Source organism: Stenotrophomonas sp. YJH_SMC_119, from assembly GCF_059368315.1.
This window is the reverse complement of record NZ_JCAFRP010000011.1, coordinates 60,087-75,068: the sequence shown is the minus strand read 5'-3', so window position 1 is coordinate 75,068 and position 14,982 is coordinate 60,087. Positions and strand designations below refer to the sequence as shown.

Below are 14,982 nucleotides of genomic sequence, written 5' to 3'. Positions count from 1 at the left end.
CGCCGCCCTATGGTGGCCCCCCCTTATTGACGTCGGGTGGCATCACCATGTCCCATCTTCTGGCCAAGGCTGCTGAAAAGGCGGATCTCGACCGGATCGATGCCTTGCTGGATGCAGGCGCCGATATCGAGTGGCAGCACAAGGGCACGGGGCGCACTCCGCTGCTCTCGGCCGTCATTGCCGGAAAATGCGATGCCGCAGCGCGATTGCTGGATCGCGGTGCCAACATCGAGCATGCCTGCAGGGCACTGGGCTACACCGCGCTGGGTTGGGCCGCCGCGCATGGCGATACTGACATCGGCGACCTGCTGATCGCACGCGGCGCCATGCTCGACCCTGCTTCGCCGGAACAACGGCGTACGCCGCTGATGCTGGCATGCGCCCGTGGGCACCTGGCGATGGTCGAACGCTTGCTGGACAGCGGCGCGTCCGTGGCACCGCTGGATTTCGAAGGGTGCAACGCGTTGGCGATGGCCGATGAACGCGGTTACGCGGAGGTGGTGGCGCTGTTGCACGCCGCCGGTGCGACGCCGCCGCCTGCGTTGATGGAAGCACCGCCGCTGGAGTGGCCCCAGCCCGACGCCGGAGGTGAGCCCGCGTCGGTGGTGCGTGGATACTTGTTGGCATATCACGAGTGGGAAACGCGTGGCTACAAGGATTCCCGTGCCGGTGGCGGACTTCTGCTCAGCTCGGGCTTCCAACAGGAGAAAGCGGACATCCTGGCGGCCTGGTGTACCGACCGCAAACGGGTCTATTCGACCGGCGTTTCGGTCGGGAACCCCCCGCGGTACGTACCGGAGGATCTCTTGGTGTCAGTTGCGATGCCGACGGTCTCGAGGGCCGAGGTGCTGGTACGCGACGACCCTCAGAAGGCGCGTTCCCTTCGTTACGAACATCTGTTCGTACTCAAGCGTGTGGGTGGGCGGTGGCGGATCGACCTGCGGAAGAAGCGTGTGTTCCACATCGAGACCTGGGCGGCAGCCATCCTCTAGTGTGAAAGGAGCCTGGACACGAACCCCGCCCTGCTGCACCGCCGCGAGTGGTGTCACATCCCTCTGGCTAGACTGTGCTTCTTTTTCGTTCGCAGGAGGCACCCATGGCCCATCCCATTTCCGTATCCCTCATCGGCGTGCCCACCGACGTGGGCGCGGGCCATCGTGGTGCACGGCTTGGTCCGGAAGCCCTGCGCGTGGCCGGCCTGCCCGAGGCGCTGGAAGCGCGCGGCGTGGACGTGCGCGACCTGGGAAACCTGGATGGCCCGCGCAACCCGTGGACCGCGCCGGTGGAAGGCTACCGCCACCTGGATGAAGTGGTGGCGTGGAACCACGCACTGATGGAAGCCAGCTATGCCGAGCTGCAGGCCGGTCGCATGCCGATCATGCTCGGCGGCGACCACTGCCTGGGCATCGGTTCGATCACTGCCGTGGCACGCTGGTGCCGCGAGCAGGGCAAGACCCTGCGCGTGCTGTGGCTGGATGCGCATTCGGACTTCAACACCAGCGATGTCACTCCATCGGGCAACATCCACGGCATGCCGGTGGCCTGCCTGTGCGGCCTCGGCCCGAAGGCGCTGACCCACCTCGGCGGCAGCGCACCGGCGATCACCCCCATCCAGGTGCACCAGATCGGCATCCGTTCGGTGGACCCGGAAGAGAAGCGCCTGATCAAGACCCACAAGGTGGATGTCTACGACATGCGCTACATCGACGAGAACGGCATGAAGCGCGCGGTCGAGGCAGCACTGGCGGGCATCGACGAGAACACCCACCTGCATGTCAGCTTCGATGTGGATTTCCTCGACCCGAGCATCGCACCGGGCGTCGGCACCACCGTGCCGGGCGGGGTGAACTACCGCGAGGCGCAGCTGGTGATGGAGATGATTGCCGACACCGGGCGCATGGGTTCGCTGGACATCGTCGAGCTCAACCCCTTGCTGGACAAGCAGAATGCCACCGCCGAACTGGCCGTGGACCTGGTCGAAAGCCTGTTCGGCAAGTCCACCCTGATGCGCGACTGAGCTCTCCGCCTGAACGGATCGATGATCCGTTCACACGCGCTCCACGCCCCTGCCGCCAGATTGCACATCACGCGGCGGCAGTGGCATTGGCTCCTTCCGCCGAGCGACCGAACCCCATCCGCGAATGAAGCGGTATAGCGGCGAACCCAAGGAGAAGCCCATGAAGCGCGTAGTTGCCCTGATGCTGTTGTCGATGTTCTCGGTGGCCCTGCTGGCCGGTTGCAACACCGTTGCCGGTGCCGGCAAGGACGTGCAGAAGGCTGGCGAAAAGGTTGAGGATGCCGCCAAGGGCCGTTGAGCCTGAAGTGGAACGGAAAGCAAAAAGGCCGGGGGGACCTCCCCGGCCTTTTTTCTTGCGCGTTTTTCTGCAGCGTACGTGTCGAAGCGTAGTGAACCATTCAAGCAGGTGAGCAGTGCTTTCATGGTCGGTTGACCGGCGCTCAACAGCCGCTGCGCGAAGCTGTAGCCACGGTAAGAACGCCGTTGCAACCAAGGACTCCCAGCAATGAACAAAGACATCATTTCCGGCAAGTGGTCGCAGCTGAAGGGCAAGGCCCAGGCCAAGTGGGGCGATCTGACCAACGACGACTTCGATGTGGCTGAAGGCAATGCCGAGTATCTGGCCGGCCGCCTGCAGGAACGTTATGGCTGGGCCAAGGATCGTGCTGAGAAGGAAGTCCGTGAGTTCCAGGATGCCGTGAGCAAGGACTACCCGGACTACAAGTAAGCGCTACGGTTTTCCCCCCACGGCACAACGCCCGCACCGAGAGGTTGCGGGCGTTGTGCTGTCTGGGCGGCCGATCAACGCGCCGGCGGGTCCGGCACATAGCGGTTGGGGAACGCCTGCGGTTCGCGCGGCAGGCGCGACGGCGGTGTATCGACCAGGATGCCGCGCGCGCGCAGATTGCGGGCGCTGTCGTAGCGCAGCTGCAGAACCTGCGCCGGGCTGCGGCTGGCGCGTTCGAAGTCGGTATCGCGTACCGACGACTGCTCGCGTGCGCCGTGGCCGGTGCCCAGCGCAGGGGCCTGTGACTTGCTGGCATAGCCCTCGATGCGGCTGTTGCTGGCGCTGGCATCGGCCGCCGCTTCGGCCGTCGGGGCCGGTGCCGGCAGCGGCAGGCTGCGGCGCAGGATCGGATCCGGACGCCAGCGGCGCGCTTCCTCGAACACCGCCACGCCGACCACGCCGATGTTGTCCGGGCGACCGGTGCGGCTGGCATAGCTGCCGCTGGGGCTGCTGAACACGAACTGCGCCACTTCATCCTGGCTCTTGCGCCAGCCGGTGATGTCGGCGCGCTGGCCGGGGTTGAGCACGTAGCCGGTCTGCGACGGATCGGCATCCTCGCCGGAGATGGCGTTGACGCCGTCTACCGACAGCACCACCAGCACCCGGCGCGGGCTGTCGTTGTACAGGCGCACGGCGTAGCGGTGGCCGCGCTCGCCGGCCACCCAGCGCTGGCCCTCGGCGGGGTAGCTGCGCAATTCGGTGCCGCGGTCGCGGTCGACCAGAGACATGCGCACGGGGCCGCCCTCGTAGGCCGGCGGCGGCATCGGGGCGGGGCGGAAGCCGGCCAGGGGCAGGATCAACAGCAGGGGCAGCAGGCGTTTCATCGGGCGTCTCCAGCGGGGTTGCGTGAATGAACGCGCCGCAGGCCCTGACGGGGTTGGTGGCGTGCAAGGTAAACTGGCCCCGTTCATCGAAGGTTACCCCACGCAGTCATGACCACCCGAGTCCTTACCGGCATCACCCCCTCCGGCACGCCCCACCTGGGCAACTACGTTGGCGCCATCCGTCCGGCCATCGCGGCCAGCCGCGCCCCGGGGATCGAGAGCTTCTTCTTTCTGGCCGACCTGCACAGCCTGATCAAGTCCCAGGACCCGCAGCGCACCCAGCGCGCGACCCTGGAGATCGCGGCCAGCTGGCTGGCCTGTGGCCTGGACCCGGAACACGTGTGGTTCTACCGCCAGAGCGACATCCGCGAGACTACCGAGCTGATGTGGTTCCTGACCGCGATCGCCAGCAAGGGCATCCTCAACCGCGCGCACGCCTACAAGGCGGCGGTGGACAAGAACCGCGAGGAAGGCGTGGACGAGGACGCAGGCGTCAGCGCCGGCCTGTTCATGTACCCGGTGCTGATGGCCGCCGACATTCTGATCTTCAAGGCCAACCAGGTACCGGTGGGCCGTGACCAGATCCAGCACATCGAGATGGCGCGCGACTTCGCCCAGCGCTTCAACCACGTGTATGGCAAGGAGTACTTCCCGCTGCCGGACGTGGTGATCGACGAGCAGGTGGCGACGCTGGCGGGCCTGGATGGCCGCAAGATGAGCAAGAGCTACCACAACACCATTCCGCTGTTCGTGCCGCGCGAGGAGCTGAAGAAGCTGGTGTTCTCGATCCTGACCGACTCGCGCGCACCCGGCGAGCCGAAGGACACCGAGGGCTCGGCGCTGTTCCAGATGTACCAGGCCTTCGCAACCCCGGAACAGACCGCCGAATTCGCCAAGGCGTTCGCCGCCGGCATCAGCTGGGGTGACGCCAAGCAGCAGCTGTTCGAGCGCATCGACAGCGAGCTGTCGCCGCTGCGCGAGCGCTACAACGCGCTGATGGCCGAGCCGGAGAAGATCGAGGCGCTGCTCAAGCGCCGTGGCCAGCAGCTGCGCGAGCAGCTGGCGGCACCGCTGCTGGACGAGCTGCGCCATGCGGTGGGCCTGCGTGACCTGTCCAGCGCAGGCGATATCGCCAGCGAGGACGCCGGCGTGGCCCGCGTGGCACCGCCACTGTTCAAGCAGTACCGCGAGAAGGACGGCCGCTTCTACTTCAAGCTGACCGCCGGTGACGGCACGCTGCTGATCCAGAGCGAAGGCTTCGATTCGCCGCGCGACGCGGGGCAGTTGATTGCCGTGATCAAGCAGGCGGAGCAGGGTGACCAGCTGCAGAGCGAACTGTTCAAGCTGGACGCCGAAGTGGACGCCGTGCTGGCGGCCCTGGCCATGCTGCGCGAAGCGTAAGGGTAGGGCCGGGCGCTGGCCGGCAACTGCATAGGAAATGCCGGCCAGCGGCCGGCACTACCACGGCAACTGCATAGGAAATGCCGGCCAGCGGCCAGCACTACCACGGCAACTGCATAGGAAAACGCCGGCCAGCGGCCGGCACTACCACGGCACTGCATAGGAAAACGCCAGCCAGCGGCCGGCCCTACCCGCGAACGAAGGTCATGGCATGATGTCCGCGCGCCTCAGGCGCGATGACATGGAGTCTGCGATGGCCTGGTTGTCGCTGCTGCTGTTCCTGCCCTGGTTCCTGCTGCTGGGCAGCCTGTACTGGCTGTTCCCGCGCCAGCCGCGCACCCCGCGGCGGCGCCTGTTCGATGGCTCCACCCTGCTGCTGGCCTTCGCCCTGAGCATCGTCTCGATGCTGTGGGGGTATCGACTTGGACTGGCACAGCCCGGCGCCGGCCCGATCTGGCCGCAGGTACTGGCGGTGCTGTACGCCTACGGCGCATTCCTGGCGGTGCTGGTGCTGGCCCTGCTGCTGCGGCCGCGGTTCGCATTGCGCTGAACCTGGCCCTTGCGCACCCGATGGACCTGCGGTTGGTTGGCCTGCGCTTGCCCTTGCCTGCGCTTGCCCTTGGTAGAGTCGACTGTGAGTCGACTGCTCTTCTGGAAGCCCGCGCTGCGCGCGACAGTCGACTGACAGTCGACTCTACCCGGCCACAACCCGGCACTACCCGACCAAAGCCGCATCGAACCCGGACCGCCCGCGCGCCTACCATGGGCGTCTGTTCCCGATCCTGCCAGGTGCGTGCCGATGATCGCCGACCCCAGCATCCACACCATCGATACCGGCTTCCAGCGTCCCGACTTCGACGCGGCCTATCTGATCGTTGAAAACGACCGCGCCGCGTTCGTCGACTGTGGCACCGGCCTGTCGGTGCCGGCGATGCTGCAGGCGCTGGCCACCGCGGGTCTGGCCGTTGACGCGGTGGACTGGCTGCTGCTCACGCACGTGCACCTGGACCACGCCGGCGGCGCCGGCCTGCTGATGCAGCAGCTGCCCAACGCAAAGGCAGTGCTGCACCCGCGCGGTGCGCCGCACATGATCGACCCGACCCGGCTGATTGCCGGTGCCACGGCGGTGTACGGTGCCGAGGAAATCGCGCGCAGCTATGGTCGTATCGAGGCCATTCCCGAACATCGTGTGGTGGTGGCCGAGGACGGCCACCGTATCGACCTGGCCGGCCGCGAGCTGGTGCTGCTGCACACCCCGGGCCACGCACTGCACCATTACTGCGTGTGGGATGCGCGCAGCCGCAGCTGGTTCACCGGCGATACCTTCGGCATTTCCTACCGCGAGCTGGACAGCGCGCAGGGGGCCTTCATCTTCCCGACCTCGTCGCCGGTACAGTTCGACCCGGAAGCGATGAAGGCCTCGATCCAGCGCATGCTGGGCTATGGCCCGCAGGCGATGTACCTGACCCACTGCGGACGTGTGGAACAGGTGCAGAAACTGGCCAACGACCTGTTCGAACAGATCGATGCGATGGCCACCATCGGCCGCCAGTGCGATGGCCGCCCCGACCGCCACCGCTGCCTGCTGGCCGCGCTGCAGGCGCTGTACCTGGAACGTGCACAGCTGCATGGCTGTGCGCTGGACGATGCGGCGGTGACCGCTGTTCTGGCGATGGACATCGAACTCAACGCGCAGGGCCTGGCCTGCTGGCTGGACCGCATCAGCAGGTAGATCCACGCCATGCGTGGATGACGTGGGCCCAGGTTGCGCCGTGGTGTCACGACCACGTTACACTCTGGTGACTTCCAAGCTAGCCGTGGTACTGCCGTGAATCCGATGCGCGTGTTGCTGCTGTCGTCCTGCCTGTTCGTCGGCGGGCTGGCCCATGCGGCCAACGACCTGCCGGGTGGCGGCATCGATCCGCAGGCACTGTCGCGGCACGTGCGTGTGCTGGCATCGGATGAATTCGAGGGCCGCGCGCCGGCCACCGAGGGCGAAGAGCGCACGGTGCAGTACCTGATCGAGCAGTTCCGCAGCTACGGCCTGCAGCCGGGTGGCGTGGATGGCAGCTGGGTGCAGCCGGTGCCGCTGGTGCGCGCGCAGCTGGACGGCCCGGCCAAGGCCAGCCTGTCGCTGAAGCAGGGCAAGCGCGCGCTGGCCAACGGCGTGGACGTGACCCTGCAGAGCCTGCAGCCGCGCAAGCGCGTGCAGATCAAAGACGCGCCACTGGTGTTCGTCGGCTATGGCATCGACGCACCGGAACGCCACTGGAACGATTACAAGGACGTGGACCTGCACGGCAAGATCGCCGTGGTGCTGATCAACGACGCCGATTTCGAAGCCGATGCGCCGGGCGCGTTCGATGGCAAGGCGGTGACCTACTACGGCCGCTGGACCTACAAGTTCGAGGAAGCCGCGCGCCGTGGTGCCGAGGGTGTGCTGATCGTGCACGAGACCGCGCCGGCCGCCTATGGCTGGGCCACGGTGAAGAGCTCGGGCACCTCGCCGCTGTTCGACATCGAACGCGGCCAGGCCGAGGCGATGGCGCAGCACACGCCGCTGCGTGGCTGGATGCAGCGCGAACTTGCCGAGGCGATCTTCGCCGACGCCGGCCTCGACTTCGATGCCGAGAAGCGCAAGGCGATGCGTGCCGACTTCCGCCCGGTGGCACTGGACAACGCGAAGCTGAGCGTGGATTTCGCACTCAAGCGCGAGCAGGTGGTCACCCGCAACGTGGTGGCCAAGCTGCCCGGTGGTGAACACGCCGACGAGGCCGTGATCTTCTCCGCGCACTGGGATGCGTTCGGTATCGGCCAGGCCGACGCCAAGGGCGACCGCATCCGCCGTGGTGCGATCGACAACGCCACCGGCGTGGCCACGGTGCTGGAACTGGGCCGCGTATTCGCCGCCGGCCCGCAGCCGCAGCGCACGTTGTACTTCGTGGCCCTCACTGCCGAAGAGAAGGGCCTGCTGGGCGCCAGCTACTACGCCGCGCATCCGCTGGCGCCGCTGGACAAGACCGCTGCAGTGCTGAACATCGAGATGTTCAGCCCGGATGGCGCGACCCGCGACATCGCTTCGTGGGGCAAGGGCCGGGTGTCGCTGGAAGGCGACCTGGAACGCGTGGCCAAGGCCCGCGGTCGCAGCTACAGCCCGGACCCGAACCTGGAGGCCGGCTTCTTCTACCGCGCCGACCACTTCGCCTTTGCCCGCCTGGGCGTGCCGGCGATCACCATCGGCCCGGGCCTGGACAAGCGGGACGGCGGTGTTGAAGCCGGCCGCGCGCTGCGCGAGAAGTATTTCGCCGACTGCTACCACCAGGCCTGCGATGCCTGGACCCCGAGCTGGGATCCGAGCGGCCACGCGGCTGACACTCTGCTGGTCTACGACCTGGGTGCCGAGCTGGCCAACAGCCGCCGCTGGCCGACGTGGGAGAAGGAATCGGAGTTCCGCGGCGCGCGCGACAAGAGCGAAGCGGCCCGCCGCTGAGGCTCGGGACCGGCGGGGTGTCATGTCATTCCGCCGGGGGTAGAGTCGACTGCCAGTCGACTATCGCGCGCAGCGCGGGTTTTTCGGTGCCGACAGAGAGAGCAGTCGACTGACAGTCGACTCTACCGATTGCGGATTGCGGATTGCGGATTGCGGATTGCGGATTGCGGATTGCGGATTTCCATTGCCGGCCAGCGGCCGGCACTACCTGCGCCGGCGCAGCAGCGTCCATGCGCCCCAGCCGGCGGCCGCGAGCGCTGCCAGATAGCACGCCACCATCGTGCGCAGGCCAACCGGCGACCCTGCATTGATGCCGCGATGCAGGCGCAGTTGCAGCGAGCTGTGGCCGCTGCCCAGGTCCACCGCCAGCTGCAGCGCCAGCGCGGAGCAGAACACCAGCAGGGCGACCCCGAACCCGGTGCGTGGCCACGCGGCCTGTGCGTTGGGGCGGCGCAGCAGCCAGGCCAGTGCCGTGGCTGCGGCCAGCGCCGCCGCGATCCACATCAGTGGCGTGGCGGGAGATGCAGCGGCCACCGGCAGTGCACCGGTGGCCGCGATCACGGCAACGCGCTTACTTGCGGGTGCCGTCGAGCCAGTTCGGGCCCTTGTTGGTGAGGAAGAACACATAGACCACCAACGATACCGCGATCGTTGCGGTCACGTAGATGGCGAACCAGTCGACGTGGCCGGTCTTCAGCGCGCCCTGGTACAGCAGCGGGGCGGTGCCGCCGAACAGCGAGTTGGCCAGCGCGTAACCCAGGCCTACGCCCAGCGCACGCACGTGGGTGGGGAACAGCTCGGCCTTTACCACGGCATTGATCGAGGTGTAGCCGGTGAGGATGACGAAGGCCAGTGCCAGGGTCAGGAACGCCAGCGTGGCGTCGTGCTGGTGCGGCAGCTGGGTGATCAGGTACCAGCTGTACAGCACGCCGCCGACACCGAAGAACACCAGCAGGGTCTTGCGGCCGATGATGTCCGACAGCCAGCCGCCGACCGGCTGCAGCACCATCAGGAACGCCAGCACGCCCAGGTTGATCAGGGTGCCGGTCATCGGGTCGTTGCCCGCGAATGCGCTCTGGATCATTTTCGGGCCGTTCACCGAGTAGGTGTAGAAGGCCACGGTGCCACCGGCGGTGATCAGGAAGCACAGCAGCAGCGGCCGCCACTGGTGCACGAACAGCTCGTACATCGAGCCGGACTTCTGCGCCTTGCCCACGCGCGCAGCTTCGATCGACGACTCCGACAGCGATTCGTCCATGCCGCGGCGCAGCCAGAACACCACCACCGCGGCGATGCCACCGATGCCGAAGGCGATGCGCCAGCCCCACTCGGAGATCTCCGGCTTGCCCCAGAAGGTCAGCATCAGCAGCAGGGTCAGCTGGGCCAGCACATGGCCGCCGACCAGGGTGACGTAGTGGAAGGAGGACAGGAAGCCGCGACGGCCGGGAATGGCGGCCTCTGACATGTAGGTGGCGCTGGCGCCGTACTCGCCGCCGGTGGCGAAGCCCTGCAGCAGGCGCGCGAACAGCAGGATGACTGCGGCCCAGATGCCGATGCTGGCGGCGGTGGGGGTGATGGCGATCAGGAACGAGCACAGCGCCATCAGCGTGACCGAGACAGTCAGCGCCAACCGACGGCCGTGGCGGTCGGCGAAGCGGCCGAAGAACCAGGCACCGATCGGGCGCATCAGGAACGTGGCGGCGAAGATCGCCCACACGTACATCGTGGAGTTCTTGTCGTCCGGCGAGAAGAACTGCGATTCGAAGTACACGGCGAACACCGAGTACACGTAGACGTCATACCACTCCACCAGGTTGCCGGCGGAGCCTTTGAGGGTATTGGAGATCGACCGGCGCAGGGCAGCGCGGTCGTTCGCGGGTACGGCGGGTTGGGACGTGGTGCTCATCCGGGTGGGAATCCTCGATGCGGCGCTTCCGTGCGGGAAAGATCGGTGCCAGCCGCGCGCGGGGCACTGACGGCCAGCCTCCTAGGTACTGCATCCCACGTCAACGCCGGGTGCCGGAGGGGCGGGGCAGGGCATGGGACCGCACAGGGTGACAGCGCAGGGGGGCAGGGACCATAGCTAATACGTCGTAAGGAGCCGTTGCAGCCCTTCTCGGCAGCCTCAATCAGACGATGTATGCGTTGGTTCAACCGGGGAAACGATGGCAGTCCTGAAGTTGCTGCGGGCCCACTTCCGCAAAAGTGCTGCCGTGAAGGCCAGAAGCGACAGGGACAGCGCGATCTCCCAGATCGGCACATTCACGTACAGAAGCCGAACCGGCATTGCAGCCATTGACGTGAAAGGAAAAAGGGACATTACGTGCATGAATGCACCGTCGGGCGTCCGCAGGCCAGCAAATCCAATCATGATCATCGTCAGTGGGAAAGCCGGGAGCGTGTTGCGGAAAGCTGAATGCGGTGATCGAATCGCGGTAGCGCACGCGGCGAAAAACCAGTTCCACAGCATGAGCCCCAGAAGGCAGAACACGAGCAGGCCGAGCATCACCTTCCAACTGCCTTCGGCAAAGGTTGCATCCCCACTCGCCGAACCGGACATCAGCGTCCAACCGATTGCACCGTAGACCCCATACACTGCCACCGTCTTCAATCCATGAAGGATGGACGCGGCAACTTTGCAGTCGAGCCAGAGCCCAGGTGGCGCTGCACTCAGGATCATTTCTGTAGCATGACCAAAGCGCTCTCCCAGCAGGCCCTGAAAAATCATGCCAAGGCAGCCAAGTATGGCGAGTGTCGTCAGTACCACCATTGCGATTGAAACAGCGGTCAAGGATGTGTCCGCGAAGACCGCAGTGCCCTGAGAGTCAATGACGCGTAGCGAGACAGGTGAGTCCACCTTCCGAAGCTGGTCACGGGTTACACCGAGCAGTGATAGAGAATGTTGACGGTGGAGCGTGTCCAGGCTGCGTTGCAGTTCCCCAAGCCAGCCCGGCGGCTGCTCGGTGTGGAGAATATAGTCTCCGGCCACCGAGGACAGAATTGGTGGATCGCCTGAGACCCCATCTCCCAGCGCGTCACTGAAGTGGAAGCGCCCCTCGCTCAGGCCCGCTACTGGAGTGCCTCGCGCATCCAAGTGGACGACGGCTGCAGACTCCCGAGCAAGAATGGCGTCTCCACCCAACTTCACCAATGCGATCACTGCGAGCAATAGAAGACCTGCAACTTCGCCACGAATGTCCAGGTGCCTTCTGAATTCGAACAGGCTGATCATGAAGAACGGGCTCACTCGCATAAGCTTTTCTCCGGTCGAAGGTCATGCGGGGAGGACTCGCAATGCAGAGGATGAGAGAGCGCCACGATGCGGGTAGGGTGAAGGTCCTGCGACGTGGCGGGATGAAGCTGTCCATCTCTCAGCATGAGAATCCTTCTGGCGACGCGCTGAAGCAACTCAATGTGGTGGGCGGAAAGCACAACGGCTGTGCCTTGGCGTGCCGCACGATTGATGAGGTCGGCAACGGCAATCTGGTTTACAGGGTCCAGTCCCGAGAACGGCTCATCAAGGATCAGGACGCCCGGGTCGTGAAGCATGCAGGCGGCGAGCTGCAGCTTCTGCAGGTTGCCCTTGGAGAGGCTGGATACTCGATTTGAGGCGCGCGCCAGCAGCCCTATTTCTTCAAGCCATACATCGCGTGCCTTCACCGCCTGCTTTCCTGACATCCCTCTCAGTCGCGCCCAGAACTCCAGTGTCCTTCCAACGGTGACTTCGGAGAAGAGACTGCGCGATTCGGGCAGATAGCCAATATCCACGTACGGTACGCTGGCGGTGTCGGCTTCGGTTCCAAAAGCTACGGTTCCGGAATCGGCAGGAATGAGATGGCAGAGGATACGGAAGAGCGTCGTCTTGCCAACGCCATTGGCACCGATGATGCCAACGATCTCCCCTGGAGGTACGCAAAGATCGAGGTCCCGCAGCACGACCCTCTCGCCAAACCGCTTGCAGACCTGCTCAGCGAGAAGCATGGCGGGACCTCTCTTCAAAACCGTCAGCCAATTGGCGGGCTCTGGATCGCATGAACAGGCTGTGCCTGGACTGGACCATGGTGGTCAACTGAAGGGCGGCTTCGGGGGTTGGCGAGTTCGCAATCAGGGCTTCCAGTGCAGCCATGCGCACTCGGTCCATCGGGTGGCTCCTGAAAATATCGCGAAGCAGTTGCTGCGACTCCCCATCTTCCGTCGCAGCCGCGATCATGAAAATGGCCGCAGCGCTGGAGCGGTTGATGATCTGCGAAATCGTGCCGGTTCCAGGTTCGAACTCGTACTGGTCCATGGTTACACTTCTCAGTGAGTGCTCCATGATGTTGATGCTTACCGAGAAGCTTTCTGGTGCCATTTGTTGGTGGACATCCTGGAATGCCCTGTACAGCAGCATGCTTCCCTTGTTGAGCTGGGATCGTTCCATGAACCTGAGATCGACACTTTCTCCGGGGATTCCGCAAACAGACGCGTAGTCGTACTCGAAGTAGTCACTTATGTACCCCGGTCCCTGATATCCGATGGTCAGGAAATTGAAGTTGTGGTCGTGCGGAATGCCATAGAAAAACGTGCTGTGCCCGCTTGCAGCAAGGATCTCGTCCTCATGGCCAGGCCAGAAGCATGCGCGGATGAAGTAGCTCTGGCCCGAGACCTGTGGGGCATGGAGCATCAGGACCTGGGGTGTGTAGTCGTTATCGACCTGAATGCTTTTCGAATCCTTGAGTTCCTTGCAGATGATCTCGCTCAGGAATGTCTGGTTGTTGCCCAGCTTCCTCAGCACGGGGGCCACTGAGATCATCGACTCCTGGTCGCGGGGATCGAACGCCGAATCGTGTAGGTAGTCCACGAGTTCCATCAGGCCGATCGAATCCTGGGACGTGTCTTCAATGCGGATTGGCATGGTTGCTCATCCTTGTTCCAGTGAGCGGGTCGCAAGCTTCCTGATCTCTTCGTTCACATCGTTCTCCCTCATTTCCTTGAGTCGCTCGGATGCCGCTGCCGGGTCAACGCGGTAGAGCGACCTCAGCGCGTTCCAGCGAACGAATGTCGTCGGATGGCGCGACATGTCCAGCAAGGCTCCGGTGTTGTCGCTCCCCCGCAGGTAGGACAATGCTGTCGCGATGATCTGGAGCCGGGAGTCGGTTACGCTTGTCGCCGTGCAGCCGACGAGCTTTCCGGACGGCAGGGAGAAGTGCTGAGTGACCTCGGACCTTGATCTGGACGAGAGGCAGACAATCATCGACGTCGGACTGGAGCCATGTAGAAGGTGCATTCCCTGCCTGCCGCCCTCAAGGAACAGATGGTCACCAGAAGCCGACTGCCCTCGACTAGGCGGGCCCAGCCGCGGGTCGGATTCGTCACCGGTGTGGACCGGGTATACCTGATACTCGACGCCGGGCGTATCCGTGAAGAACACCAGTGAGTCCGTGCCGTTGATGGTGATTCCGGTTTCGACACCGGCCTGGAATGCTGCAGCTGCCTGAAGTGGCGAGCTCTGCATGTAGTGCACGTCCACGAACTCGTCCTTGTATATGACCATTCCCGCCAGTGGCGGCTTGACGAAGAATTTCCCCGGCGTCGCATACAGTGGACTGCCCATGTGGCTCCGGCACTCATCGTGGAAGAAGTCGCGCAGGATTACCTGATCGAACTCACGGCATATCGAAAGCATGGATTGACGGTTTGTCGAGGTGTCCCCACTTCCATTGATCAGCGATCCCCATTGGCGAATACGTGCCGCACGTCCAGTGGCCTCGAGCACGCCCAAGAGCGACGATCTCCTTCCGAATATCTCCGTCAGTGCAGACAGTTCTGCAGGATCATCCGCGAGTTCCAACATTCGAGCTGGATCTTTCATATTGTCTCCGGAGGGTGGGTCGGATGATCCGACCCACCCGAGTGGGATATCACTTCGGATGGATGCCCCGGTTGATGAGAATGCCGACAACGATGCCGACAGCTGCGCAGCCTGCTCCGGTTGTCTCAATCAAGATGCACGAACCGTGCATCCCTACCGATCTGGCCTGCTTGGGTAGTGCTTTCGGTTCCACGGGATGCTCCTCAGATGGGCAGGACGGCAATGACGATTGCAACGGCAATCAGGACCGGTTCAATGGGTGAGCACAGCAATGAAGCACCAGCAACTCCCACCGGCATTGCGAGTGGAGGCGGTATGCAGGTCATGGTGGTTCTCCTGTTCAGGTCATTGGCCCAACACCTGCTGGGCAAGTCCGTTTTCAGTGATCGGAGCAATCCTTTCCTTGATCGGCATCTCACTTGTGTTCGGCGGGGTGCGATACGTCAGCTTGGATGACACTGCCACCCGCCTGGCGGCGCAACAGACGTCGGGGTTTGTCTCAACCCTGTCGAGGGAAAACCCGGCGCCTTTGTAGGTGCAAATCAGCGTGCCCGGAACCGGGGTTATTTCCGTCAGCCGAACGCTCTAGAATCCGTTTTCCCCCGCCCGCTG

Annotated in this window: 15 protein-coding genes; 8 read left to right on the top strand and 7 right to left on the bottom strand. The window is 64.4% G+C overall.

The genetic code is table 11. The features are described 5' to 3' along the window. Nucleotides 1–47: 47 nt before the first annotated feature. The 4 genes from AC5P6S_RS15950 to AC5P6S_RS15935 all read left to right on the top strand — a co-directional run bounded on the left by AC5P6S_RS15950 (nt 48) and on the right by AC5P6S_RS15935 (nt 2,744). Nucleotides 48–992, top strand: a complete 945-nt coding sequence (locus AC5P6S_RS15950; RefSeq protein ID WP_012478875.1) for an ankyrin repeat domain-containing protein — start codon at nt 48–50, stop codon at nt 990–992. A gap of 104 nt (nt 993–1,096) precedes the next feature. Next, nucleotides 1,097–2,017 carry an arginase gene (gene rocF / locus AC5P6S_RS15945; protein WP_005407709.1) on the top strand — a complete coding sequence of 307 codons (921 nt, stop codon included), beginning with the start codon at nt 1,097–1,099 and terminating at the stop codon, nt 2,015–2,017. A 160-nt stretch (nt 2,018–2,177) separates the two neighbouring features. Next, a complete protein-coding gene (locus AC5P6S_RS15940; protein WP_005407710.1) occupies nt 2,178–2,315 on the top strand; it encodes an entericidin A/B family lipoprotein in 138 nt (45 codons plus the stop codon). Nucleotides 2,316–2,522: 207 nt separating this feature from the next. Further along, nucleotides 2,523–2,744, top strand: a complete 222-nt coding sequence (locus AC5P6S_RS15935) for a CsbD family protein (protein WP_004153772.1) — start codon at nt 2,523–2,525, stop codon at nt 2,742–2,744. 74 nt (nt 2,745–2,818) lie between these two features. Here AC5P6S_RS15935 and AC5P6S_RS15930 read toward each other — a convergent pair whose 3' ends face one another. Further along, nucleotides 2,819–3,628: a hypothetical protein gene (locus tag AC5P6S_RS15930; RefSeq protein ID WP_012478876.1), complete on the bottom strand. Its 810-nt coding sequence runs from the start codon at nt 3,626–3,628 to the stop codon at nt 2,819–2,821. A 108-nt stretch (nt 3,629–3,736) separates the two neighbouring features. Here AC5P6S_RS15930 and AC5P6S_RS15925 point away from each other — a divergent pair, with 108 nt between their 5' ends. From AC5P6S_RS15925 to AC5P6S_RS15910, 4 genes are all read left to right on the top strand, one after another. Further along, nucleotides 3,737–5,029 (top strand): tryptophan--tRNA ligase, encoded by a 1,293-nt coding sequence (locus tag AC5P6S_RS15925; RefSeq protein WP_088428780.1) that lies wholly within the window; start codon nt 3,737–3,739, stop codon nt 5,027–5,029. Between the two features lie 253 nt (nt 5,030–5,282). Further along, nucleotides 5,283–5,579, top strand: a complete 297-nt coding sequence (locus AC5P6S_RS15920; protein WP_099484560.1) for a hypothetical protein — start codon at nt 5,283–5,285, stop codon at nt 5,577–5,579. Nucleotides 5,580–5,828: 249 nt separating this feature from the next. After that, nucleotides 5,829–6,761, top strand: a complete 933-nt coding sequence (locus AC5P6S_RS15915) for an MBL fold metallo-hydrolase (protein ID WP_495204669.1) — start codon at nt 5,829–5,831, stop codon at nt 6,759–6,761. Nucleotides 6,762–6,866: 105 nt separating this feature from the next. Then, entirely contained in the window at nt 6,867–8,519 is a 1,653-nt protein-coding gene (locus AC5P6S_RS15910; protein WP_099561268.1) for a M28 family metallopeptidase, read from the top strand. Between the two features lie 204 nt (nt 8,520–8,723). On the opposite strand, the gene AC5P6S_RS15905 is transcribed toward AC5P6S_RS15910, so the two are convergent. The 6 genes from AC5P6S_RS15905 to AC5P6S_RS15880 form a co-directional block, all read right to left on the bottom strand. After that, entirely contained in the window at nt 8,724–9,023 is a 300-nt protein-coding gene (locus tag AC5P6S_RS15905; RefSeq protein ID WP_005407716.1) for a hypothetical protein, read from the bottom strand. Between the two features lie 67 nt (nt 9,024–9,090). After that, nucleotides 9,091–10,425, bottom strand: coding sequence for an MFS transporter (locus tag AC5P6S_RS15900; RefSeq protein ID WP_099561269.1), 1,335 nt, complete (start codon nt 10,423–10,425; stop codon nt 9,091–9,093). 219 nt (nt 10,426–10,644) lie between these two features. Beyond that, nucleotides 10,645–11,751 (bottom strand): ABC transporter permease, encoded by a 1,107-nt coding sequence (locus tag AC5P6S_RS15895; protein WP_224119325.1) that lies wholly within the window; start codon nt 11,749–11,751, stop codon nt 10,645–10,647. A gap of 11 nt (nt 11,752–11,762) precedes the next feature. Beyond that, the gene (locus AC5P6S_RS15890) at nt 11,763–12,500 is read right to left on the bottom strand and encodes an ABC transporter ATP-binding protein (protein WP_099561271.1); all 738 of its coding nucleotides are present in this window, start codon (nt 12,498–12,500) and stop codon (nt 11,763–11,765) included. Next, complete coding sequence (locus tag AC5P6S_RS15885) at nt 12,487–13,413, bottom strand: hypothetical protein (RefSeq protein ID WP_032966347.1); 927 nt, start codon at nt 13,411–13,413, stop codon at nt 12,487–12,489. Before AC5P6S_RS15885 ends, AC5P6S_RS15890 begins: the two co-directional genes overlap by 14 nt. 6 nt (nt 13,414–13,419) lie before the next feature. Further along, nucleotides 13,420–14,370: a HEAT repeat domain-containing protein gene (locus AC5P6S_RS15880; protein WP_232503870.1), complete on the bottom strand. Its 951-nt coding sequence runs from the start codon at nt 14,368–14,370 to the stop codon at nt 13,420–13,422. Nucleotides 14,371–14,982: the final 612 nt, after the last annotated feature.

Bases quoted from the DNA above. Each gene is read 5' to 3' on its own strand.
- AC5P6S_RS15915 (WP_495204669.1), top strand. From the start codon at position 5,829: ATGATCGCCGACCCCAGCATCCACACCATCGATACCGGCTTCCAGCGT.
- AC5P6S_RS15950 (WP_012478875.1), top strand. From the start codon at position 48: ATGTCCCATCTTCTGGCCAAGGCTGCTGAAAAGGCGGATCTCGACCGG.
- AC5P6S_RS15935 (WP_004153772.1), top strand. From the start codon at position 2,523: ATGAACAAAGACATCATTTCCGGCAAGTGGTCGCAGCTGAAGGGCAAG.
- AC5P6S_RS15925 (WP_088428780.1), top strand. From the start codon at position 3,737: ATGACCACCCGAGTCCTTACCGGCATCACCCCCTCCGGCACGCCCCAC.
- AC5P6S_RS15880 (WP_232503870.1), bottom strand. From the start codon at position 14,370: ATGAAAGATCCAGCTCGAATGTTGGAACTCGCGGATGATCCTGCAGAA.
- AC5P6S_RS15905 (WP_005407716.1), bottom strand. From the start codon at position 9,023: ATGTGGATCGCGGCGGCGCTGGCCGCAGCCACGGCACTGGCCTGGCTG.
- rocF (WP_005407709.1), top strand. From the start codon at position 1,097: ATGGCCCATCCCATTTCCGTATCCCTCATCGGCGTGCCCACCGACGTG.
- AC5P6S_RS15895 (WP_224119325.1), bottom strand. From the start codon at position 11,751: ATGATCAGCCTGTTCGAATTCAGAAGGCACCTGGACATTCGTGGCGAA.
- AC5P6S_RS15890 (WP_099561271.1), bottom strand. From the start codon at position 12,500: ATGCTTCTCGCTGAGCAGGTCTGCAAGCGGTTTGGCGAGAGGGTCGTG.
- AC5P6S_RS15885 (WP_032966347.1), bottom strand. From the start codon at position 13,413: ATGCCAATCCGCATTGAAGACACGTCCCAGGATTCGATCGGCCTGATG.
- AC5P6S_RS15910 (WP_099561268.1), top strand. From the start codon at position 6,867: ATGCGCGTGTTGCTGCTGTCGTCCTGCCTGTTCGTCGGCGGGCTGGCC.
- AC5P6S_RS15940 (WP_005407710.1), top strand. From the start codon at position 2,178: ATGAAGCGCGTAGTTGCCCTGATGCTGTTGTCGATGTTCTCGGTGGCC.
- AC5P6S_RS15930 (WP_012478876.1), bottom strand. From the start codon at position 3,628: ATGAAACGCCTGCTGCCCCTGCTGTTGATCCTGCCCCTGGCCGGCTTC.
- AC5P6S_RS15900 (WP_099561269.1), bottom strand. From the start codon at position 10,425: ATGAGCACCACGTCCCAACCCGCCGTACCCGCGAACGACCGCGCTGCC.
- AC5P6S_RS15920 (WP_099484560.1), top strand. From the start codon at position 5,283: ATGGCCTGGTTGTCGCTGCTGCTGTTCCTGCCCTGGTTCCTGCTGCTG.